General features: G+C 62.5%; 17 protein-coding genes and 3 tRNA genes. 14 read left to right on the forward strand and 6 right to left on the reverse strand.

Annotation, left to right across the window (positions count from 1 at the left end; translation table 11 throughout):
* Nucleotides 1-41 precede the first annotated feature (41 nt).
* Nucleotides 42-1,052: an outer membrane protein assembly factor BamD gene (locus M1D78_RS03635; RefSeq protein ID WP_437422577.1), complete on the reverse strand. Its 1,011-nt coding sequence runs from the start codon at nucleotides 1,050-1,052 to the stop codon at nucleotides 42-44.
* A gap of 260 nt (nucleotides 1,053-1,312) precedes the next feature.
* Here M1D78_RS03635 and rluD point away from each other — a divergent pair, with 260 nt between their 5' ends.
* The 6 genes from rluD to M1D78_RS03665 all read left to right on the forward strand — a co-directional run bounded on the left by rluD (nucleotide 1,313) and on the right by M1D78_RS03665 (nucleotide 6,183).
* The gene (rluD, locus tag M1D78_RS03640) at nucleotides 1,313-2,287 is read left to right on the forward strand and encodes a 23S rRNA pseudouridine(1911/1915/1917) synthase RluD (protein WP_437422578.1); all 975 of its coding nucleotides are present in this window, start codon (nucleotides 1,313-1,315) and stop codon (nucleotides 2,285-2,287) included.
* Entirely contained in the window at nucleotides 2,284-3,018 is a 735-nt protein-coding gene (gene pgeF, locus M1D78_RS03645) for a peptidoglycan editing factor PgeF (RefSeq protein WP_437422579.1), read from the forward strand. The genes rluD and pgeF overlap by 4 nt, the downstream gene beginning before the upstream one ends.
* A gap of 167 nt (nucleotides 3,019-3,185) precedes the next feature.
* Nucleotides 3,186-5,750, forward strand: a complete 2,565-nt coding sequence (clpB, locus tag M1D78_RS03650; protein ID WP_437422580.1) for an ATP-dependent chaperone ClpB — start codon at nucleotides 3,186-3,188, stop codon at nucleotides 5,748-5,750.
* Nucleotides 5,751-5,939: 189 nt separating this feature from the next.
* A tRNA-Asn gene (locus M1D78_RS03655) sits at nucleotides 5,940-6,015 on the forward strand.
* A gap of 10 nt (nucleotides 6,016-6,025) precedes the next feature.
* A tRNA-Pro gene (locus M1D78_RS03660) sits at nucleotides 6,026-6,102 on the forward strand.
* Nucleotides 6,103-6,107: 5 nt separating this feature from the next.
* A tRNA-Lys gene (locus M1D78_RS03665) sits at nucleotides 6,108-6,183 on the forward strand.
* 140 nt (nucleotides 6,184-6,323) lie between these two features.
* On the opposite strand, the gene M1D78_RS03670 is transcribed toward M1D78_RS03665, so the two are convergent.
* The 3 genes from M1D78_RS03670 to M1D78_RS03680 all read right to left on the reverse strand — a co-directional run bounded on the left by M1D78_RS03670 (nucleotide 6,324) and on the right by M1D78_RS03680 (nucleotide 10,220).
* Nucleotides 6,324-7,619 (reverse strand): NAD(P)/FAD-dependent oxidoreductase, encoded by a 1,296-nt coding sequence (locus tag M1D78_RS03670; RefSeq protein WP_437422581.1) that lies wholly within the window; start codon nucleotides 7,617-7,619, stop codon nucleotides 6,324-6,326.
* 56 nt (nucleotides 7,620-7,675) lie between these two features.
* Nucleotides 7,676-7,849, reverse strand: coding sequence for a DUF3094 family protein (locus M1D78_RS03675; RefSeq protein ID WP_437422582.1), 174 nt, complete (start codon nucleotides 7,847-7,849; stop codon nucleotides 7,676-7,678).
* A gap of 109 nt (nucleotides 7,850-7,958) precedes the next feature.
* The gene (locus M1D78_RS03680; protein WP_437422583.1) at nucleotides 7,959-10,220 is read right to left on the reverse strand and encodes a DUF1631 domain-containing protein; all 2,262 of its coding nucleotides are present in this window, start codon (nucleotides 10,218-10,220) and stop codon (nucleotides 7,959-7,961) included.
* 309 nt (nucleotides 10,221-10,529) lie between these two features.
* Here M1D78_RS03680 and nadC point away from each other — a divergent pair, with 309 nt between their 5' ends.
* A complete protein-coding gene (gene nadC / locus M1D78_RS03685) occupies nucleotides 10,530-11,378 on the forward strand; it encodes a carboxylating nicotinate-nucleotide diphosphorylase (RefSeq protein ID WP_437422584.1) in 849 nt (282 codons plus the stop codon).
* 39 nt (nucleotides 11,379-11,417) lie between these two features.
* On the opposite strand, the gene M1D78_RS03690 is transcribed toward nadC, so the two are convergent.
* On the reverse strand, nucleotides 11,418-11,849 hold the full coding sequence (locus tag M1D78_RS03690; protein WP_437422585.1) for a Z-ring associated ZapG family protein: 432 nt from the start codon (nucleotides 11,847-11,849) through the stop codon (nucleotides 11,418-11,420).
* A 245-nt stretch (nucleotides 11,850-12,094) separates the two neighbouring features.
* On the opposite strand from M1D78_RS03690, the gene M1D78_RS03695 reads away from it, so the two are divergent.
* From M1D78_RS03695 to zapE, 3 genes are all read left to right on the forward strand, one after another.
* Nucleotides 12,095-12,724: an alpha/beta hydrolase gene (locus M1D78_RS03695; protein WP_437422719.1), complete on the forward strand. Its 630-nt coding sequence runs from the start codon at nucleotides 12,095-12,097 to the stop codon at nucleotides 12,722-12,724.
* Between the two features lie 33 nt (nucleotides 12,725-12,757).
* Entirely contained in the window at nucleotides 12,758-14,116 is a 1,359-nt protein-coding gene (locus M1D78_RS03700) for a tryptophan--tRNA ligase (protein ID WP_437422586.1), read from the forward strand.
* Between the two features lie 147 nt (nucleotides 14,117-14,263).
* Nucleotides 14,264-15,355: a cell division protein ZapE gene (gene zapE, locus M1D78_RS03705; RefSeq protein WP_437422587.1), complete on the forward strand. Its 1,092-nt coding sequence runs from the start codon at nucleotides 14,264-14,266 to the stop codon at nucleotides 15,353-15,355.
* 116 nt (nucleotides 15,356-15,471) lie between these two features.
* On the opposite strand, the gene M1D78_RS03710 is transcribed toward zapE, so the two are convergent.
* A complete protein-coding gene (locus M1D78_RS03710) occupies nucleotides 15,472-16,464 on the reverse strand; it encodes a GlxA family transcriptional regulator (protein ID WP_437422588.1) in 993 nt (330 codons plus the stop codon).
* A gap of 179 nt (nucleotides 16,465-16,643) precedes the next feature.
* Between M1D78_RS03710 and nfi the strand changes: the two genes are divergently transcribed.
* The 4 genes from nfi to M1D78_RS03730 all read left to right on the forward strand — a co-directional run bounded on the left by nfi (nucleotide 16,644) and on the right by M1D78_RS03730 (nucleotide 21,079).
* A complete protein-coding gene (gene nfi, locus M1D78_RS03715) occupies nucleotides 16,644-17,357 on the forward strand; it encodes a deoxyribonuclease V (protein ID WP_437422589.1) in 714 nt (237 codons plus the stop codon).
* 71 nt (nucleotides 17,358-17,428) lie between these two features.
* Nucleotides 17,429-17,980, forward strand: coding sequence for a 1,6-anhydro-N-acetylmuramyl-L-alanine amidase AmpD (ampD, locus tag M1D78_RS03720; RefSeq protein WP_437422590.1), 552 nt, complete (start codon nucleotides 17,429-17,431; stop codon nucleotides 17,978-17,980).
* A gap of 20 nt (nucleotides 17,981-18,000) precedes the next feature.
* The gene (gene ampE, locus M1D78_RS03725; protein ID WP_437422591.1) at nucleotides 18,001-18,837 is read left to right on the forward strand and encodes a regulatory signaling modulator protein AmpE; all 837 of its coding nucleotides are present in this window, start codon (nucleotides 18,001-18,003) and stop codon (nucleotides 18,835-18,837) included.
* 211 nt (nucleotides 18,838-19,048) lie between these two features.
* Nucleotides 19,049-21,079 carry a methyl-accepting chemotaxis protein gene (locus M1D78_RS03730; RefSeq protein ID WP_437422592.1) on the forward strand — a complete coding sequence of 677 codons (2,031 nt, stop codon included), beginning with the start codon at nucleotides 19,049-19,051 and terminating at the stop codon, nucleotides 21,077-21,079.
* Nucleotides 21,080-21,088 lie beyond the last annotated feature (9 nt).

A 21,088-nucleotide genomic window follows, 5' to 3' on the forward strand; every position in this document is an offset into this window, starting at 1 on the left:
CTGTCATCCGGACAGCCCGGGTAGCGGTTTCGGGCCGAAATTCAATCGAACAGGCCGAAGGTCAGGTAGCTCCACCAGGAGCGGCCGTCGTCGCGCTCCTCGCCGGCCTCGGCTTCCGCTTCGGCCTCGCGCAACACCGGCCGCAGTTCGTCCGGCAGATCCTTGGCGGCGGCTTCGTATTGGCGCACCACGTCGAGGTTCGACTGTGTGGTATCGGGCGAGGCATTCTCCGTCTCGATCAGGCCCAGGGTGGCACGTGACAGCCAGCTGCGGTTATCCGATTCTTGCTCGCGCGGCACGAACTGCCCCTCTTCCAGGCTGGGGTGGTCCGGGTAATTGAGCTTGAGCGTTTCGAGGCTGGTGTTGGCCAGCTCGTCGAGATCGAGATGCTGATAGGCCTCGGTCATGACAGCCAGGCCATCGCCGACGGCCGGTGTGCCCTGGAAGTTCTCCACCACGTACCGTCCGCGATTGGCGGCCGCGACGTATGCCTGGCGACGCAAGTAGTAATCGGCAACGTGTATTTCATTAGCGGCGAGCAGGTTGCGCAGGTAGACCATGCGTGCCTTGGCGTCGGGTGCGTAGCGGCTGTTCGGGTAGCGGCTGGTCAGCTGGGCGAATTCGTTGAAGGAATCGCGGGCGGCACCCGGGTCGCGCTTGGTCATGTCCAGCGGCAGGAAGCGCGCCAGCAGGCCGCGGTCCTGGTCGAACGAGGCGAGGCCCTTGAGGTAGTAGGCATAGTCGACATTGGGGTGTTGCGGATGCAGGCGGATGAAGCGTTCGGCCGATGATCGGGCCGCTTCCGGCTCGCTGTTGCGGTAGTAGGCGTAGATCAGTTCCAGCTGAGCCTGTTCGGCGAACCGGCCGAAGGGGTATCGGGATTCGAGCGCCTTCAGCTTGTTGATGGCACTGGTGAAACTGCGGTCGTCCAGGTCAGCCTGTGCCTGCTGGTACAGTTCCGCTTCGCCGAGGTTCTCGCTGATGGTTTCCTTGGAGGAGCAGGCAGCGGTAAGGGCAAATATGGCGATCAGCAGCAGGTGTTTCACTTGCATGGCGGCTTGCGTCCCTGTGACGGCTGGCTGTCTCGCGCGGAGCCGTCCTGTTATGATGGGCGCCCCGGCGGGCCAGGGCAAAGACGCCGTATTTAAACACAAGCGTGTTGCCGAAACCAAAGGCTCGCCCTCTGCCGCCTGAGGCGGATCCGAAAGCCGCCAACCTCGTTTGCCTAACCGCTGCCGCACCTTGCGAGTACCGTGTGCAGGCGATACGCGCGCCGTCCCGGCCGCTCAACTCTTCACGAAGCGCTCAAGTTATGTCGACGATTTCCAGCCAGGCCATCCATCTCCGTGCCGAAGTACCTTTCGAGCTGGGGGGGCAGCGTCTCGACCAAGTGGCTGCGCAACTCTTCTCCGAGCATTCGCGGTCAAGACTTGCAGCCTGGATCAAAGACGGGATGTTGACCGTCGACGGCGCCTCGCTGCGCCCGCGTGATCCGGTACATGCGGGTGCCGTACTCGAGCTTTCTGCCGAACAGCAGGCGCAGGGTGAATGGGTAGCGCAGGACATCCCCCTCGATATCGTCTTCGAAGACGAGCAAATCCTGGTGCTGAACAAGCCGGCAGGCCTTGTCGTTCATCCCGCTGCAGGGCATGCCGATGGCACGTTGCTCAATGCGCTGCTGCACCATGTCCCCGAATTGGTCAACGTACCGCGGGCCGGCATCGTACACCGGCTGGACAAGGACACCACCGGGCTGATGGTCGTGGCGAAGACGCTGCAAGCGCAGACTCGCCTGGTCGAGCAGTTGCAAGCGCGCAGTGTCAGCCGCATTTATGAGGCCATCGTGATCGGCGTGGTTATCAGTGGCGGCACCGTCGATGCGCCGATTGGTCGCCATGGGCAGCAGCGGCAGCGTATGGCCGTGACCGACAGCGGCAAGCCGGCGGTCAGCCATTACCGAGTCCTTGAACGCTTTCGTTCGCACACACATGTGCGCGTCAAGCTGGAAACCGGGCGGACTCACCAGATTCGCGTGCACATGTCCCACATCGGCTTTCCGCTCGTGGGCGATCCGCTCTACAGCGGGCGGTTCCGCATACCGCCGGCGGCCAACCCGACGATGGTGCAGACCCTGCGTGATTTTCCCCGGCAGGCGCTGCATGCGCGCTTCCTTGAGCTCGACCACCCTGTGACCGGGCAGCGCATGAAATGGGAGTCGCCGCTCTCCGATGATTTCGTCTGGCTGTTGAGCCTGTTGCAGCAGGACCGTGAGGCGTTCGTCGGATGACGCATTGGCCGCAAGAGTGGCTTGTCCCCAAGTGGCCTGCGCCTCGAAATGTTCGCGCCTGCGTGACCACTCGCCAGGGTGGGGTCAGTCTCGCGCCGTTCGATGCGTTCAATCTGGGCGATCACGTCGGGGATGATCCGCTGGCCGTTGCCGCCAACCGGCAGCGTCTGCATGTCACATTGGGCTGCCTGCCCGCTTGGCTCAAGCAGACCCATTCGACGATCGTGACGCTGGCGAGTGAGGCGGGTCGTCCGCAGGCTGACGCAAGCTGGACCGATGTCGCGGGGCTCGCCTGTGCAGTGCTCACTGCCGATTGCCTGCCGGTACTGTTCTGCGATCGCGATGGACATCGCGTGGCTGCGGCTCATGCTGGCTGGCGTGGGTTGGCGGGTGGCATCCTGGAACACACTGTGGCCGAGTTGGACGTCGCACCGGATCGCCTGATGGCCTGGCTCGGGCCTGCCATCGGGCCGGCTTCTTTCGAGGTGGGGGGCGAGGTGCGCGAGGCCTTCGTGACGAGCCATGCTGCAGCCTCGAAGGCTTTCGTGCCCAGCCGCAACCCTGGCCGCTACATGGCCGACCTCTATCATCTGGCACGCATCCGCCTGGCTGCCTGTGGCGTGACCGACGTCTATGGCGGCGGTTTCTGCACCTTTCAGGATCCGCGCTTCTACTCCTACCGCCGTGAATCGCATACCGGGCGCTTCGCCAGCTTGATCTGGCTCGACTGAATCGGCGGCGTCCTACGCTGCTTGCCGCAATGCTGTGCCGATGACGTGCGTCAATGCGGCGCGACTTGAATCTCCAACAATCAACCTCATCTAACTTCCCATCTCGCAGGCTTTCTTTCGAGGTGCGGTTCAGTGCGCCGGCCTGTTTTACTCGTAAAGGTGACCCCATGCGTATCGACCGTCTGACCAGCAAGTTGCAACTTGCGCTTTCCGACGCCCAGTCCATTGCCGTCGGCCTCGACCATGCCTCGATCGAGCCGCTTCATTTGATGCAGGCCCTGCTCGATCAGCAGGGTGGTTCGATCAAACCGCTGCTGATGCAAGTCGGCTTCGACATCAACGGCCTGCGCCAGGCGCTGACCAAGGAACTGGACCAGCTGCCGAAGCTGCAGAACCCCACCGGCGACATGAACATGTCCCAGGAGCTGGCGCGATTGCTCAATCAGGCTGATCGCCTTGCCCAGCAGAAGGGCGACCAGTACATCTCCAGCGAGCTCGTCCTGCTCGCTTCGCTTGACGGCAACACCCGTCTGGGCAAGCTCCTGCTCGCACAGGGCGTGAGCAAGAAGGCGCTGGAGAATGCCATCAACAACTTGCGCGGCGGGGCCGCCGTCAATGACCCCAACGCCGAAGAGTCGCGTCAGGCGCTGGATAAATACACCGTCGACATGACGCGTCGTGCCGAAGAGGGCAAGCTCGATCCGGTGATCGGGCGTGACGACGAGATTCGCCGGACTATCCAGGTCCTGCAGCGGCGGACCAAGAACAACCCCGTGCTGATCGGCGAGCCGGGCGTGGGCAAGACCGCCATCGTCGAAGGGCTGGCGCAGCGCATCGTTAATGGTGAAGTGCCAGACGGGCTCAAGGACAAGCGCTTACTGGCGCTGGACATGGGCGCGCTGATCGCCGGCGCCAAGTTCCGAGGCGAATTCGAAGAGCGACTCAAGGCCGTGCTCAACGAGCTGTCGAAGCAGGAGGGCCGTGTGATCCTGTTCATCGACGAGCTCCACACCATGGTCGGAGCCGGCAAGGCTGAGGGTGCCATGGACGCGGGCAATATGCTCAAGCCCGCGCTGGCTCGCGGCGAGCTGCACTGTGTTGGCGCCACCACGCTCGACGAGTACCGCCAGTACATCGAGAAGGACGCCGCCCTTGAGCGCCGCTTCCAGCGGGTGCAGGTCGACGAGCCCAGTGAAGAAGACACCATTGCCATCCTGCGGGGCTTGAAAGAGCGCTACGAAGTGCACCACGGAGTCAGCATCACCGACGGCGCGATCATTGCGGCCGCTAAGCTGTCGCACCGCTACATCACCGATCGCCAGCTCCCGGATAAGGCGATCGATCTGATTGATGAGGCCGCCAGCCGCATTCGTATGGAAATCGACTCCAAGCCCGAGGAGCTCGACCGCCTCGAGCGACGGCTGATCCAGCTGAAGATCGAGCGCGAGGCGCTAAAGAACGAAGATGACGAGGCGACCCGCAAGCGCTTGGCCAAGCTGGACGACGACATTGCCAAGCTCGAGCGTGACTACGCTGACCTGGAGGAAATCTGGAAGTCGGAAAAGGCCGAAGTACAGGGCTCAGCGCAGATGCAGCAGAAGATCGAGCAGGCCAAGGCCGATCTCGAGGCAGCGCGCCGCAAGGGCGACCTGGCGCGCATGGCCGAACTGCAGTACGGCATCATTCCCGACCTGGAGCGCAGCCTGCAAATGGTCGACCAGCACGGTAAGTCTGAGAATCAGCTGCTGCGCAACCGAGTGACGGATGAAGAAATCGCCGAGGTCGTCTCCAAGTGGACTGGCATCCCAGTCTCGAAAATGCTCGAAGGCGAGCGCGAGAAGTTGCTGAAAATGGAGGACCTGCTGCATCAGCGGGTGATCGGTCAGCACGAGGCGGTCGTGTCCGTCGCCAACGCGGTGCGCCGCTCTCGCGCAGGCCTGGCCGACCCGAACCGGCCAAGCGGCTCCTTCCTGTTCCTTGGCCCCACCGGCGTAGGCAAGACCGAGCTGTGCAAGGCCCTCGCCGAATTCCTCTTCGATACTGAGGAGGCGATGATTCGCATCGACATGTCCGAGTTCATGGAAAAGCATTCCGTGGCCCGCCTGATCGGTGCTCCGCCCGGCTACGTCGGTTTCGAGGAGGGTGGCTACCTGACCGAGGCCGTGCGTCGCAAGCCCTATTCAGTGGTGCTGCTCGACGAAGTGGAAAAAGCTCACCCGGACGTGTTCAACATACTGCTGCAAGTACTCGAGGACGGCCGCCTGACGGACAGCCACGGGCGCACCGTGGATTTCCGCAATACCGTCGTGGTGATGACCTCCAACCTCGGCTCCTCACAAATTCAGGAGCTGGTCGGCGACCCGGACGCCCAGCGCGCGGCTGTCATGGATGCGGTGAGTAGCCACTTCCGTCCCGAGTTCATCAACCGGATCGACGAGGTGGTGGTGTTCGATCCGCTCGCCCGCGATCAGATTGCCGGGATTGCAAAGATCCAGCTCGCCCGGTTGCGTCAGCGGCTGGCCGAGCGGGACCTAAGCTTGGAACTGTCGGATGAGGCCATGGACAAGCTGGTTGCCGTTGGCTACGACCCGGTGTACGGCGCGCGGCCGCTCAAGCGAGCTATCCAACGCTGGATTGAGAACCCATTGGCGCAACGGATCCTCTCGGGCGCCTTTGAGCCGGGTACGACAATCTCAGGCAGGGTCGAGGCGGGTGAACTGGTGTTTGGCTGAAGGCGACCGCATTCGATCTCCGATCAGCCAGTGTGCGCGGCGCTGGGCGTCTGCCCAGTGCCCAGGTCGCCGCAAGGCATTGTCACGAATCGCATTTTTTCTGTTGACAGGCGCTTCGATAACCGTAAAATGGCGCGCCTCTGAAGGGCGTTTGCAGTAGCTCGGCCCGGATGAGATGGAAGACTCAGTTCCGCGATAGCTCAGTCGGTAGAGCAAATGACTGTTAATCATTGGGTCCCTGGTTCGAGTCCAGGTCGCGGAGCCAACTTCCCTGTCGGGGTATAGCGCAGTCCGGTAGCGCGCCTGCTTTGGGAGCAGGATGTCGGGAGTTCGAATCCCCCTACCCCGACCATTTTTGGGTCGTTAGCTCAGTTGGTAGAGCAGTTGGCTTTTAACCAATTGGTCGTAGGTTCGAATCCTACACGACCCACCAAATTGCCTCAGAGAGGCTATGAAGCTGGAAGACCTATCGGTCTTCCAGCTTTTTTATTGCCCTGATTTTTGTTAAGGCCTCGTTGGTTGGCTGGCGCAGCCATCGCTTGGATGGTGCATCAGCCTCGCAACGAGTGCTCGCTAGTGAAGCTTCAGGCGTGGAACTGTGCTGGTGCTCAGCTTATCGCCGACCATCATCAGTGCCGTACGAGCCATGCCGTACAGGGCGATTTGGTGCATGCGGTACAGCGATATGTAGAACATTCGAGCCAGCCAGCCTTCCAGCATGACGTTGCCGGTAAGGTTGCCCATCAGGTTGCCCACCGCTGAGAAACTCGACAGCGAGATGAGCGAGCCGTAGTCCTTGTAGCGGTAACTAGGCAGGTTCTTGCCTTGCAGGCGTAGCGCGATGGATTTGGCCAGCAGCGATGCTTGCTGGTGCGCCGCTTGGGCCCGCGGGGGGACGTTGCGATCGCTGCCCGGCTGCGGGCAGGCCGCGCAGTCTCCAAAGGCGAAGATGTTTTCGTCGCGTGTCGTTTGCAGGGTGGGCTGCACCACCAGTTGATTTATACGGTTGGTTTCCAGTCCGTCGATGTCGCGAAGGAACGAGGGCGCGCGAATGCCGGCTGCCCACACCTTGAGGCTGGCGGGGACGAAGTTGCCGTCCTTGGTGTGGAGACCGTCGCCTGTCACTTCGCTGACGGCAGCATCGGTCAGTACAGTCACGCCCAGGTTGCGCAGCGTCTGGTGAACCGGCTGGCTGATGCGCTCCGGTAACGCCGGCAATACCCGTGGGCCCGCTTCGATCAGGGTGATGTGCACGTCTTCCGGTTTGATTCCATCCAGCCCGTACGCGGCCAGCTCGCGAGCCGCGTGATGGAGCTCTGCCGCCAGCTCCACCCCGGTCGCGCCAGCCCCGACGATCGCCATGTTGATCGTGCCGTTGCGCCCTTCGCTGGCGTGCGCGCGCATGTAGTGGCTCAGCAGGTTGCGGTGGAATCGCTCGGCCTGGTCCCGTGTGTCGAGAAAGATGCAATGCTCGGCGGCGCCTTGCGTGCCGAAGTCGTTAGTCGTACTGCCGACAGCGATCACCAGGGTGTCGTAATTCAGCGAGCGAGCCGGTACCAGCTCCACGCCATGGTCGTCATAGGAAGCTGCCAGGTGGACGCACCTCTCGGCGCGGTCCAGGCCGCACATCCGGCCCATCTGGAATTCGAAGTGATTCCACTTGGCCTGGGCGACATAATTGAGTTCGTCGGCGGACGAATTCAGGGAGCCGGCTGCGACTTCATGCAGCAGCGGTTTCCAGATATGGGTAAGGTTGGCGTCGATCAGCGTTACGCGGGCCTTGCCGCGCTTACCGAGCGTCTTGCCAAGGCGGGTGGCCAGTTCCAGGCCGCCGGCGCCGCCGCCAACGATAACGATGCGATGTGTCATGGGGTGAACTCATAAGGCTACGGAATCCGGGCGGGCGGGTGGGAGCGTAGATCGGCTCAGACCACCAGGCGGCTAAGGAGGCGGCTCAACAGGCCTAGGCCGATCACGACGAACAGGACCAGCAGAAGCAAAAGCCAAGGGCGAAATGGTTTTCGCTCGACCTGGTGTTGCGGGGCGCTGAGATAATGTTCAACGCGCTTCTGGTCTTCTGGTGACAGGCGGCTGGGCATGGGCACCTCGAAAGGAGATGCAGGCATTCTAGCGGTGCTTCGGCAAAAGCCAAGGGCCGCGATAGGTTGGAACATCTACGGTGTTGCCGGAGCGCTCGCTCCGGTAGGCTCAGCGGTTGCTGTTTTTAAGGCTGCGCAGATTGCCGATCACCGATTCGAGCGCACGATCAAAAAGGAGTGCGTCGTTGAGGAGGCGGATGGCGCCCCGGCGAAACTCGATAGCCAGGCCCATGCGTGTCTTCTCCAGCACCTTCATGCCGGTGCGGTTGACGAAGATGTATTTGCCGGTGGGCTTGATGATCGCGGCCAGCTTGCAGCGCAGCTTGTGCTCCTCATCTTCCTGGAACTCGACCCAGCTACCGACGCGCAGGTTGTCGACCTGACTCAGTGCGTCGTCATTGGCCTCCAGGTTGACCTCAGGCTCTTCCTCACGGCTCTCGCCCGGTGCCAGCAGGACAATTTCGTCAACGACCTCGACCATGGCTGGCGTGGGATCGTTAGTGGGCTCGACGAACTGCTCGTTCTTGGCGGGCTCGCTTTGCTCCGGTGCCAGGGCCTCGACGGGCTTTGGTGCAAACTGCTGGAGCGTCTGTACGTGTAGGGCTTCGAGTTGGGTAAAGAAGTCGCTTGTTGAAAAGGGGTCAAAAGCAGCGCTGACCAGGCCTTCGCGAAGGTTCTTCAGCAGGCTGGGTACAACCTCCAGCAGTCGAGCCCGGGAGGCGGGATCGTCATGCGGGGTCACGCTCCAAATCAAGTCATCCATCGTCGCCAAGGCGTCCTGCCACTGCTGCGACCCGGTCCCGTACTTCAGGCAGGTCAATAGCAGGACTTTGCTCCAGGCTTCCTGCAGCAGCCGGACAACCACTTCCGGTAGGGTCTTGCCGAGCAAGCGCTGGTTTAGGGCGTGCTCGACTTCCTGGCGAGCCATCTCGGCCTTGGCGCGGCCTTCTTCGGCATCGCGGGTGCGTTGCTCGAGCAATTCGCTGCGGCGGCGTTCATCGCCGGTAAAGGCGAGGAAGTCGGCGAGCAGCTCGGAAAAAATCGAAGGGTCATCGACGAAGTCATTGAGCAGGCGCGAGACCACCTGTTCGATCTTCTGGTAAAGGCTGTCGCGCTGGGCTTCGTCCTGATCACCCCAACCCATCGAGGCCGACGCGATTTCGTTGAGCAGGCGTCTGGCTGGGTGGCTGCCGCGGCTGAAAAACGTCTTGTCCAGCACCGCAACTTTCAGCACGGGAATCTGCAGGCGCCCAATGAGTGCCTTCAGCGAGTCAGGTAGGGTCCGATCATCAAGGATGAATTCGAACAGCATCGACACGAGGTTGATGACATCCTCGTCGACTTCTCCAACCACGCGCGACTTGCCACTCTTGGCGCTGACGCGATGGAGCAGTTGTTCGAGCTGAGCCTGCAGGTCGAAATCGTCGATCTGCTGAGGTGCGCGGGCCTGCATATGCGACAGCAGCCGCATCAGGTCATTGCTGGAAATCGGAATCGCATCGCTTGGTACGTTGCGCGCGGGTAGGGCGCTGCCGCGAAGTTCGGAGAGCAGCGCGTGTAACGTGCTGAAGGCTTCCTGGTAGCCTTCGTCGGCATGGCCTGTCGCGGTACCCGCCTGCGGTGCAGGGGCAGCGGAGCTTGCCGGGGCATGGCCGGTGCGCGTCTGAGTACGACGGGGCTGTGCCGATTGCAGTTCGGGAAGTACGCCGGCTGCGACCAGCGTCTGGTTGGACTCGGCGTATAGCTGGTCGAGGTCGGTGAGCACGTAACGCTCGAACAGCTTGAGGATGATCAGCTTGACCTTGATGTCGACGCTCAGGCAGCGGCACGCCTCGAGAAAGAACTCGCAGAGCTGTTGTGGCCCGAGCGGGTTGCTCTTGTCGTCGAGCTTGCGACTGACCAGTGCATTCATGCGCGTAGTCAGGTGGCTCAGTGGTTGCGTCGCACGATTCATCACCTTGGTGACCATGGTGTCGACGGCGACCGACTCTTCCAGTTCGTCGTTTTGCACCAGAGCCAGGCTTTCAAACGAAGCCTCCGGTTCAGTGGGCTTGCCGATTTCGTACTGGTTGAGCTTGGAAAAGGACTCGAAGATCTGCTGGAGAAAGCCGCGCTCGATACTGCGGCGCTTCATGCGCAACTCGCGCATGGCCTCGAAGAAAGCGTTCTGCTCCGCGTTGCTGGTGGCGCGGTCGGCTATTTCGAAGAGTGAATCGTCAGCGTTGTCGAACAGGGTTTGCAGCGCCAGGCGTAGCTGCTGGGCAGCCTTGTCGCGCACACTGATGAGTGCGACAGGTAATCGACCTGCCGGTGAGGTCGGCTTTTGCTCAGGGGCAGCCTTCAGGTGCACCACTTTCGCATCGGTTCGCATCGAAACTCTCCGGTCGCCTGCTGGGGCGCTTCCATCGCGTAGCATGCCGTTGATATGAAGGTAGGGCAACGGCTGCGAGCGTCTGGCGTTAATCGCCATTTTCGTGGCGTCAATTTATGACGGCATTATATGCATCCTGTTCGGTAGCCTAGCCCGGATTTCTCTTGGACATGACCCAGCTCACAGATACTCCCGGCTTTTCCTACGGGCGGTCGTCCCGCCGTTACCGAGCGGCTGCAGCACGTGCTCCGGTCTGCTTTATCGCCTGGCTACGCCGTATACTTTCGCCCAATTTGAAGGGAGCCTGTCGTGACCAATCTCACTCTTGCGGATCTCGGTGCCGAGGTCGAAAGCAATGTTCGTCGTGCCCTGGCCGAGGATGTTGGAACCGGTGATATCACTGCGCTATTGATACCGGCGGAGCGGCTTGCCCATGCTTCGGTCATTACGCGGGAAGCGGCTGTCATCAGCGGTACGGCGTGGGTCGACGCAGTCTTTCGCCAGCTCGACCCAAGAGTTGCGGTGCACTGGCAAGTCGCCGACGGGCAGCGGGTCGCCGCGAACAGCGTACTGTTCCACTTGGAGGGGCCGGCTCGCGCATTGCTGAGTGGCGAGCGTACAGCGCTGAACTTCCTGCAGACGCTATCCGGTGTGGCGACGCGCTGCCAGCATTACGCGGATTTGGTCGAGGGCACCGGCGTGCGCTTGCTCGATACCCGCAAGACCATCCCGGGGTTGCGTATGGCTTTGAAGTACGCCGTGACTTGTGGGGGCTGCCACAACCACAGAATCGGCCTATACGACGCCTTCCTGATCAAGGAGAACCACATCGCTGCCTGCGGTGGCATTGCCGCTGCGGTCGAGGCTGCGCGCCGGATCGCCCCAGGCAAGCCAGTCGAGGTGGAAGTAGAAAGCCTCGATGAGCTGGCGCAGGCGCTGCAAGCCGGCGCGGATATCGTCATGCTTGACGAGCTCAGCCTCGACGACATGCGCCGTGCCGTGCAGATGACCGGAGCACAGGCCAAGCTCGAAGCTTCGGGTGGGATCAGTGACGAGACCTTGCGAGCCGTGGCCGAAACGGGTGTCGATTACATTTCGATCGGGGCGCTGACCAAGCATGTGCAGGCCATCGACCTGTCCATGCGGTTGAAGCAGTAGACGCGTGCGGCACGCGGCGAGCGCGCGCCGGCGAGGTTTTCAGTGGCGGCTCTTGAGGCCAAAGTTCTCGTTGAGCATGCCCGGTGCGTCGGCGTCCTTCGGGGCGTAGTCCTTGGGCGGCTCGGTGAAGGCGGGTGAGTTCAGGCGCTCACGGTGCGTGTGGGTGTCTTGGCTGTGCAGGGCGGCAAGCAGGCGCTGGCGGGTCTGTTCGTCGAGCGCGAGCTTGTCAGCGCCTTCGGACAGATGGTCCTGCATATCTTGATAACTATTGGTGAGTTTTCGTAGCAGGCTGGCCGTCGTATTGAAATGGCTCACCACTTCGCTCTGGTAGGTGTCCAGCCGTTCCTGCAGTTCATCCACCTGACGCTGCGTGCTGTTCGGCGCACTGTTACGGGCTATCAGGTAACCGATAGCGATGCCGGCAATCACGCCGACGATGGGGAGCAACCAGGTCGCGAGGGTCTGTTCCACGAGTCCTTCCTCTATATAAACGGCTGTGCTGATCAGGCCATGGAAAGCGCAAACGCTGTCAGGCGAACAAGGCGACCGGCGCTGTAGAGCGCCTGGGCCCGCTGTGCCATCGTCTTTGCGGTGGTCTTTCCACGGCTTGATACGTTAACGTCTCGTACCTGCCCTGTATACCGTGACGCGTGTTTTGCGGTCCCAGGCAGCCCTAGCGAGACGAGCCTATCCCTCCCAAGGTCACGGAGCCATTCCTGTTGAAACGCGAAAACCCCATCACCCTCGAGGGCCCGGCCGGGGCGCTGGAAGCTCTTCATTTCGAGCAGCCTCAAGCACGAGGCCTTGCGCTGATTTGCCATCCCAATCCGGTCAAGGGTGGCACCATGCTCAACAAGGTCGTTAGCACGTTGCAGCGCACGGCACGCGATGCTGGCTATGACACGCTGCGCTTCAATTTCCGCGGCGTTGGTGCCAGCGCCGGCAGCCACGACATGCAGATGGGCGAGGTCGAAGATGCCGAAGCAGCGCTGGCGTGGCTTCGGGCACAGCAGCCAGGCTTGCCGGTGACTCTGCTCGGCTTTTCCTTCGGCGGATTCGTTGCCGCAGCGTTGGCGGGGCGGATGGAAGCACGGGGGGAATCGTTGGACCGGTTGTTCATGGTCGCGCCGGCCGTGTCGCGTCTCGACGGGCTGCCGCTGGCCGAGCGCTGCGCGCTGACCATCATTCAGCCGGATGACGACGAGGTCGTCGATCCGGCCTCGGTGCATGCATTTTCTGCAGCGATCGCGCGCCCCCACGAGTTGCTGAAGGTGGCAGAATGCGGCCACTTTTTTCACGGCAAGCTGGTGGACCTCAAGGAGTTGGTTGCGCCGCGCCTGGATTGATCCGGCTGGCCACCCAAGACACGAGACTTTGATATGAAAACCCGAATTCTGACCGGTATCACCACCACCGGCACCCCGCACCTGGGCAACTACGCAGGAGCTATCCGCCCGGCGATCGTCGCCAGTCGCGATGCCAATGCCGATTCGTTCTATTTCCTTGCCGATTACCATGCGCTGATCAAGTGCGACGATCCTCGGCGTATCCAGCAGTCACGGCTCGAGATTGCAGCGACCTGGCTGGCCAGTGGCCTCGATGCCGAGCGCGTGACCTTCTATCGGCAGTCCGACATCCCCGAGATTCCAGAGTTGACCTGGCTGCTGACCTGCGTCGCGGCCAAGGGGCTGCTGAACCGCGCTCACGCCTACAAGGCGTCCGTCGATCGTAACCTCGAGCTTGGCGAAGACCCCGATGCCGGCGTCACCATGGGGCTGTTCAGCTATCCGGTGCTGATGGCTGCGGACATCCTCATGTTCAACGCGCACAAGGTGCCGGTCGGACGCGACCAGATCCAGCACGTCGAGATGGCCCGGGACATCGGCCAGCGTTTCAACCACTTGTTCGGTAATGGCAAGGAGTTGTTCGCCGCGCCCGAGGCGTTGATCGAGGAAAGCGTGGCGACGCTTCCGGGGCTCGACGGACGCAAGATGTCCAAGAGCTACGACAACACCATCCCGCTGTTCGCCAGTGCCAAAGAGCTGAAGAGTACGATTGCGCGCATCGTTACCGACTCGCGGCTGCCCGGCGAGCCGAAAGACCCGGACGACGCCCACCTGTTCACCCTCTACCAGGCGTTCGCTACACCAACGCAGCTGGCCGAGTTCCGTGCCGATCTGCTGGGCGGGCTCGCCTGGGGCGAGGCCAAGCAACGCTTGTTCGAGCTGCTCGATGCCGAGTTGAGCGCGCCACGTGAGCGTTATCACGCGCTGATGAGCAGGCCGGGTGACCTGGAGGATATTCTTCAGGCCGGTGCCGCCAAGGCGCGCAAGGTGGCGACACCTTTCCTGGCTGAGCTGCGCGAGGCGGTGGGGCTGCGTAACTTCCGCAGCGCAGTACAGAGCGCCGCGCCCATCAAGAAGAAAGCCGGCAAGACTGCCCGTTTTGCCAGCTTCCGCGACGACGACGGCCGCTTCCGCTTCCGCTTCTTCGCGGCCGATGGCGAGCAGCTGCTGCTGTCACGCCCGTTCGATGACCCCAAGGCTATCGGCCAGGTCACCCAGACGCTGGTAGCGCAACGTGTCGATGCGTTGGAACTCCGTGCTGACGAAAACGATCAATTCACGTTGTGGCTCGACGGCACCTGCATCGCCGACAGCCCGGCCTACCGCGATGAAGTGGCGCTTGAGGCAGCCATGTTGCGCTTGCGCCAGGCTTTGGCGACGCTGGCCGAGTGATACCCGGAGCGCGGTCCACCCAGTCCAGCGGTGGATCGCGTGCATCGAAGGACTACCGAGGCGCTGTGATTGAACGATCTGCGTAAATTGCCAACGACCGAGGGCGCGGCTACAGTGTCGGCCCCGTTTCACTACCCAGACCCCGCCATGACCCCTCTCGAGCGCTATCAGGCTGACCTGAAACGTCCTGATTTCTTCCATGATGCTGCGCAGGAAAATGCCGTCCGCCACTTACAGCGTCTCTACGACGACTTGGTCGCCGATGAGCGCGGTAAATCAGGCCTGCTCGGCAAGCTGTTCGGCAAGAAACAGGAGCCGATCAAGGGTTTGTATTTCTGGGGTGGCGTCGGGCGCGGCAAGACCTACCTGGTCGATACCTTCTTCGATGCGTTGCCTTTCGAGCAGAAGACTCGAACGCACTTCCACCGCTTCATGAAGCGCGTCCACGAAGAAATGAAGACGCTTAAAGGCGAAAAGAACCCGCTGACCATCATTGGCAAACGGTTCGCCGACGAGTCGAGGGTGATCTGCTTCGATGAGTTCTTCGTCTCCGATATCACCGACGCGATGATCCTCGCGACGTTGCTCGAGGAGCTGTTCAAAAACGGCGTGAGCCTTGTGGCGACGTCCAACATCGTGCCGGACGGCCTGTACAAGGATGGCCTTCAGCGGGCGCGCTTCCTGCCAGCAATCGAGTTGCTGAAGAAGCACACCGAAATCGTCAACGTCGACAGCGGCATCGACTACCGCCTGCGCGCGTTGGAGCAGGCCGAGCTCTATCACTTCCCGCTCGACGCCGAGGCCGAGCAGAGCCTGGAAAAGAGCTTCCGCAGCCTGTTGCCGGAGAAGTGCAAGATTCAGGAAAACGAAGCACTGATGATCGAGAACCGCGAGATCATGGCGCGCAAGGTCGCCTGCGGCGTGGCGTGGTTCGAGTTCCGTGCCCTGTGCGACGGCCCGCGCAGCCAGAACGATTACATCGAACTGGGCAAGATCTTCGATGCCGTGCTGGTTTCGAATATCGAACAGATGAACGTGGCCAAGGACGACATGGCGCGTCGCTTCATCAACATGGTCGACGAGTTCTACGACCGTAACGTCAAGCTGATTCTCTCGGCTGAAGTAGAGCTGAAAGACCTCTATGCCGGCGGGCGGCTGGAATTCGAATTCCAACGCACGTTGAGCCGCCTTTTGGAAATGCAGTCGCACGAGTACTTGTCGCGGCCACACAAGCCCTGACTGGTGCTGGGGCTTGAGGGCCGGACGCCGCGAGTCGCACCTTCTTCAGGCCCTCCAGTCCTCACGGCTAAATGCGATGGGCAAAGGCTGGACAGCGCTCGTCCAGCCTCGATGCCTCAGCCATTCTTCAACCGGTACTGCTGCCGATATTGGTTCGGCGACAGCTCGGTGTGCTGGCGGAACAGGCGAGCGAAGAAGCTCGCATCGTCGTAGCCAACTTCATAACTGACGGTCTTGATGCTCTTGCGCGTGGTGGAGAGCAGGCTCTTCGCCGTCTCGATCCTCAGCCGTTGCAGATAATGCAGCGGCTTGTCGCCTGTCGCGCTCTGAAAGCGCCGCATGAAGTTGCGGATGCTCATGCCGTGCTCTCTCGCAACGTCCTCGAAGCGGAATTTCTCCGCGAAATGTTCCTCTAGCCATTCCTGGATCTGCAGCACGCGTGTATCCAGGTGCAGTTTCTGCCCGCCGAAGCCGATGCGGCCGGGGCTATAGCTGCGCTGCACTTCGAACAGGATGTCGCGCGCCATCCCTTGGGCAATGCTGGCCCCGCAGTAGCGCTCCACCAGATGCATGTAAAGGTCGCAGGCCGACGTCGTGCCGCCGGCCGTGTAGAGATTGTCGCTGTCGGTCAGGTGACGCTCTGGCGTGAACTGAACCTGCGGGAAGCGCGCAGTGAATTCGTTGGCGAAGCGCCAGTGCGTCGTTGCCTCGCGATCATCGAGCAGCCCGGCATGAGCCATCCAGAACACCCCGGTGGCCTCGCCGCAAATGGCACTGCCAGCCTGGTGGCGGGATTTCAGCCAGGGCGTGACCTCGGGATAGCGCTGGCTCAACGCATCGAAATCGCCCCAGAACGCCGGCAGGATGACCGCGTCGGTCGCTTCCAGCGCGCCGTCCACTTCGATCCGGGTGCCGCTGAAGGTTGCGACTGGCTGTCCGTCCGGACTGACCAATCGCGTCTCGAAGGCCGGCGCAAGGCCGAGCCCGCGTTGTTTGCCGGAGCGTAGGGCGGCCATGTGAAAGAAATCCTTCGCCTGCATGAGCGTCGAGGCGAAGACACCCTCGGTGGCTAGGATGCTGACGCGCTTCAAAGGTTGTGCGATAGGCATGGCTGAAGATCTGGCTGTTCTGTTTATTGTTATGAAGCGAAGCAGGGTGAATCTGCCGCGAACCGGCGGGAGCGTCTTATTTTTTTGCGCGGCTGTCCAGTCGCCTAAGGTCGTTAGCACGTTGAACCGCGCGCGCAGTCCCGCTTTCGAACGTAAACACTTTTCGGAGAATTGCCACGATGCCAGCCACACGCCGCTTCGTACGGCCCACCTTTGCCGACTGGGATGGCGATACTGCCGCCGCGCGACAAACACAGGTCCGGCTGGCGGCGCAGGTGACCCTTGAAGACGACTTCGAACCGCTGCGCTTGGTTGCCGGTGTCGATGTCGGCTTCGAGGAGGGAGGGCGTATCACGCGCGCCGCGGCCGTGTTGCTGGATGCCGAAACGCTGGAGGTACAGGCCCAGGCGCTGGCGCGTATTCCCACCCGCATGCCCTACATTCCCGGGTTGCTGTCGTTTCGTGAGTTGCCAGCCGTGCTGCAGGCACTAGAAGGGCTGGGCGACATTCCCGATCTGGTGTTCTCGGATGGACACGGCATCGCCCACCCGCGCGGCCTCGGGATCGCGGCGCACCTGGGCGTGATCACCGGCCTGCCCACCATCGGCGTGGCGAAAAAGATCCTCACCGGCGTGCATGATGATCTGGGTGAAACGCGAGGCGAGCGGACCGACCTGCGCGACAAGCAGGGCCGGGTGATCGGCACGGTGCTGCGCAGCAAGGACCGGGTACGCCCGCTGATCGTATCGCCGGGCCATCGCGTCAGCCTGAATACCGCGCCGGCGCTGGTGATGCGCTACGTGACCCGTTATCGCCTGCCGGAACCGACGCGTTTGGCCGACCGCCTGGCATCGCGGCGTGACGAAAAGCGCGGGGCAGCACCCGCCGGCTAGGCCCCGCGGTGCTTGCTCGCCAAGCCCGGCGGCGCTAGCCTGCTACGCCGCCCAATCGCAGGATCGCCGTCATGCAGCTGGACCAGGCCACAGGCTGGTGCCGAGGTGTACGTCATTGCCCATCGCCCAACTTCAATGGGCGGCCTGACGGTGAGATTTCCCTGCTCGTTATCCACAACATCAGCCTGCCGCCCGGCTGCTTCGGTACGGGCAAGGTGCAGGAGTTCTTTCAGAACCGGCTGCCGGTGGAAGAGCATCCGTTTTTTCAGGAAATCGCGAGCCTTCAGGTATCAGCGCATTTCCTCATCGAGCGTGATGGCGCTGTCACCCAGTTCGTGTCCTGCCTGGACCGCGCCTGGCACGCCGGCGTGTCGAACTTCTGCACGCGCGAAGGTTGTAATGACTTCTCCATTGGCATTGAGCTCGAAGGCACCGACGAAACGCCGTTCAGCGATGCGCAGTACGACTGCTTGATCAGCCTGTGTCGTCTGCTGCAGCAAGCCTATCCGGCGATCACCCCGGAGCGGGTCTGCGGGCACAGCGACATTGCCCCTGGCCGCAAGACCGACCCCGGCCCCGCATTCGACTGGCAGCGCCTGCGGGACGCGTCGATTGTCGCCTGACCGACACAAGGACACGAAAGATGGTTTTTCTAGTGGTATTGCTGGTTCTGGTCATCGAAAAGCTCACCGACTGGCGCCGTGAGGTGCAGCAGGACGGCCCCTGGCTGCGTCTGCGCGAGCGCGTCGAAGCCCGCCGGGGGCTGAACGCTCGGCCCTGGGTCGGGCTGCTGGTGTTAATCCTCGGGCCCGTGCTGCTGCTTGGCGTCCTGCTGGCCATGCTGCAGCCCCTGGCCTATGGTTGGCTCGCATTGCCGCTGCATCTGCTGGTCATGCTGTACAGCCTCGGCCGCGGCGACTTCAAACGCGAGCTCGGGCCGTTTCGTGATGCTTGGCATCGTGGCGACGAAGAGGCGGCCGCGCTGGTGGCTGAGCGTGACCTTGGTCTCGTCACCGACGATGCCCCCAGCCTGCTGCGCAAAGTCGAGGCGCAGCTGCTCTGGCGTAGCCACCAGGGGTTCTTCGCGGTGATCTTCTGGTACCTGCTCCTGGGGCCTATGGCTGCGCTGGCCTATCGCTTGCTCGTGCTCAGTGTTGAGCATGTTCGCAACGAGGCCATGCGCGAGCGAGCCGGGCAGTTGCTGCATGCCTTCGACTGGCTGCCGGTGCGCGTGTTGCTGGCGAGCTTCGGTTTGGTAGGCAACTTCGTCGCCATGCACCGGGCGTTGCTCAGCGACCTGTTGCACTGGGATATCCCCGCCCGGCAGCTGCTTGCCGAAGCCGGGCCGGCGGCCGCGGATCTAGAATCGGCAGCCACCGGCGAAGCCGGTCTGGCGCGCCTCGATAGTCTGGCGGCCATGCTGGTGCGCACGCGTATGCTCTGGTACGCCGTTATCGCCGGCTGGACGCTGCTGGCCTGATCTGCCCTATAAATCCCCACTTCCGACCGTCCGATAAGCACGCTGGATAGGCCGGAATCGACGCGCCTTCTGCCAGTTGTGGCGCCATCATGGTGCCACTACCTTAAGTTGCGGTATCCAGGACCGATAGCCCTCGGGTCACCAAGGGCTCCCCTCGAGCCCGACCGCAGCCCGAGCGGCGCGCCAGAACAAGAACATGGGGAGAGCGTCCTTGAATATCCTGTTGCATCCCGCCATCGCTTTCATGAACCGGCTCAGCTTCGGCATGAAGTTCAGCCTGATCAGCGTGCTGTTCTTCGTGCCCATGCTGCTGACCAACTTTTATTTGGTGCGTGATTCATACCGCCAGTTCGTCGGCACTCGCACCGAGCTGCAGAGCCTGTCGCTGCTCGGTACGGCCATGCAGCTTCGCCGCGCCGCGCAGGACTGGAAAGACCTGGTCGAGATTGAAGCCATCATTGGCCAGACAGGCGAGGACCAGGCGCTGAAGGCGCGGCTGGACAAGGTTCAAGCCGAGCTGAGGGGGCAGGTCGAGGCGCTCGAGCCGGTCAGCGAGCACCCGGAGCAGGTAGCCGAGTTCATTGCCCGGCGTGACGAGCTTGCCACGGCGCTGGACGCGGCTAGCAGCCAGCAATCGCTGCAGGCCAAGGCCGCCATGGCACGGGCGCTACTTGGCAAGACACAGGTCATGATCAAGCTGATCGCCAGCCAGGCCGGCTTGAGCCAGGATGCTCACCGGGACGTGCGCTTGCTGACGGAGCTGATCAGCTCCGTCACGCCCGGGATCACTGCGATGCTCGGCGAGGGGCGTGCGGTGGGTGCCTACACGTTTGGGCAGGGCTATCTGAATTCGGACGCCAGCAACAAGCTCGACGACCTGTTGCTCGAGCTGGAAAAGCAGGACGTGCAATACGGCGCGCAACTGCAGGATGTACTCGGCAGCAGCGGTGCCGCCGCGCAGCGGCTCGACGGGTTGGCGCGTGCCAGCCGTGAGTCGCTGCAGTTGAGCAACGAGCTGTTCCAGGATCAGGTGATCATGGCCGAATCGCTCGACGGCCCGTGGGAAGCCTTTTTCGAGCAGGTCAGCGTGGAAATGGCCAAGACCCACGCGCTCAACGATGCCGTTCTGGCGTTGCTCGATGATGAGCTGACGCTGCGACTGGACGAGAAACAGCTGACCATGACCCTTTTGCTGGTCGCGTTGGCCCTGGTGTTCCTCCTCGTCGTGTACCTCTACAGCGCCTTCTACATGTCTACCCGCGCGTCGCTGCGCAGCCTCGGCGCGACGATGGAGCGTGTCGCTGCCGGTGACATGACGGCCCGCTTCGAGGTGCAGAGCCGCGACGAACTGGGCGAGTTGGGCCAGGTGTTCAACCAGACCGTGCAGCGGATACGCGAGCTGATCGAGCGGGTCGGCCAGACCGTAGGCGACGTCGAGCGCCAAGCCGCCAGCGTCGAGCGCATTTCGGCGCAGAGCAACCAAACCGTGTCCGAGCAGCGTGCGCAGATCGAGCAGGTCGCGACCGCCATGAACCAGATGTCAGCGACGGCGCAGGGCGTGGCCAGCAGCGCCGAGGCCGCTGTAGGCAGCGCGCAGGGCGTTGATCAGGAGACGGCCACCGGCCGCGGGCTGGTCGAGGCACAAGTCGGCGGCATCGAACGTCTGGCCGCCGAGATTGAACGCTCGGTCGGCGTGATCAACCAGCTGGCCGACGACAGCGCGGCGATCAGCCAGGTACTGGACGTCATCAAGGGCGTAGCCGAGCAGACCAACCTGCTGGCGCTCAATGCTGCGATCGAAGCAGCACGTGCGGGCGAGCAGGGCCGTGGGTTCGCCGTGGTCGCGGACGAAGTGCGCAACCTGGCCCGGCGCACCCGGCAATCCACTGAGGAAATCGAGCAGATGATTGCGCGCCTGCAAGGCGGCGTGGGCGCGGCTGTCAAGACGATGCATGCCAGCCACGCGTTGGCCGACCAGACGGTGGGCCAGTCCGGGCAGGTGCGTCAGGCGCTGGAGAACATCCTCGAGGCCGTCGGCACCATCGTCGACCAGAACCAGCAGATCGCAGCTGCCGCGGAGGAGCAGACCGCCGTGGCCCACGACATCGATCAAAACATCGTGGCGATCAACGAGGCGGGTCAGCTCACTGCGCAGGGTGCCAGTCATACCGAGCAGGCGAGCCGCGAACTCAGCGCGCTGGTTGGGCACCTGCAACAGCTGATCGGTGCGTTCCGCGTCTGACGCTGCGTC

The organism is Pseudomonas sp. SA195, from assembly GCF_054131565.1.

Bases quoted from the DNA above. Each gene is read 5' to 3' on its own strand.
- M1D78_RS03675 (WP_437422582.1), bottom strand. From the start codon at position 7,849: ATGCCCAGCCGCCTGTCACCAGAAGACCAGAAGCGCGTTGAACATTAT.
- zapE (WP_437422587.1), top strand. From the start codon at position 14,264: ATGACCCCTCTCGAGCGCTATCAGGCTGACCTGAAACGTCCTGATTTC.
- ampE (WP_437422591.1), top strand. From the start codon at position 18,001: ATGGTTTTTCTAGTGGTATTGCTGGTTCTGGTCATCGAAAAGCTCACC.
- pgeF (WP_437422579.1), top strand. From the start codon at position 2,284: ATGACGCATTGGCCGCAAGAGTGGCTTGTCCCCAAGTGGCCTGCGCCT.
- rluD (WP_437422578.1), top strand. From the start codon at position 1,313: ATGTCGACGATTTCCAGCCAGGCCATCCATCTCCGTGCCGAAGTACCT.
- ampD (WP_437422590.1), top strand. From the start codon at position 17,429: ATGCAGCTGGACCAGGCCACAGGCTGGTGCCGAGGTGTACGTCATTGC.
- clpB (WP_437422580.1), top strand. From the start codon at position 3,186: ATGCGTATCGACCGTCTGACCAGCAAGTTGCAACTTGCGCTTTCCGAC.
- M1D78_RS03670 (WP_437422581.1), bottom strand. From the start codon at position 7,619: ATGACACATCGCATCGTTATCGTTGGCGGCGGCGCCGGCGGCCTGGAA.
- M1D78_RS03635 (WP_437422577.1), bottom strand. From the start codon at position 1,052: ATGCAAGTGAAACACCTGCTGCTGATCGCCATATTTGCCCTTACCGCT.
- nfi (WP_437422589.1), top strand. From the start codon at position 16,644: ATGCCAGCCACACGCCGCTTCGTACGGCCCACCTTTGCCGACTGGGAT.
- M1D78_RS03700 (WP_437422586.1), top strand. From the start codon at position 12,758: ATGAAAACCCGAATTCTGACCGGTATCACCACCACCGGCACCCCGCAC.
- M1D78_RS03710 (WP_437422588.1), bottom strand. From the start codon at position 16,464: ATGCCTATCGCACAACCTTTGAAGCGCGTCAGCATCCTAGCCACCGAG.
- M1D78_RS03680 (WP_437422583.1), bottom strand. From the start codon at position 10,220: ATGCGAACCGATGCGAAAGTGGTGCACCTGAAGGCTGCCCCTGAGCAA.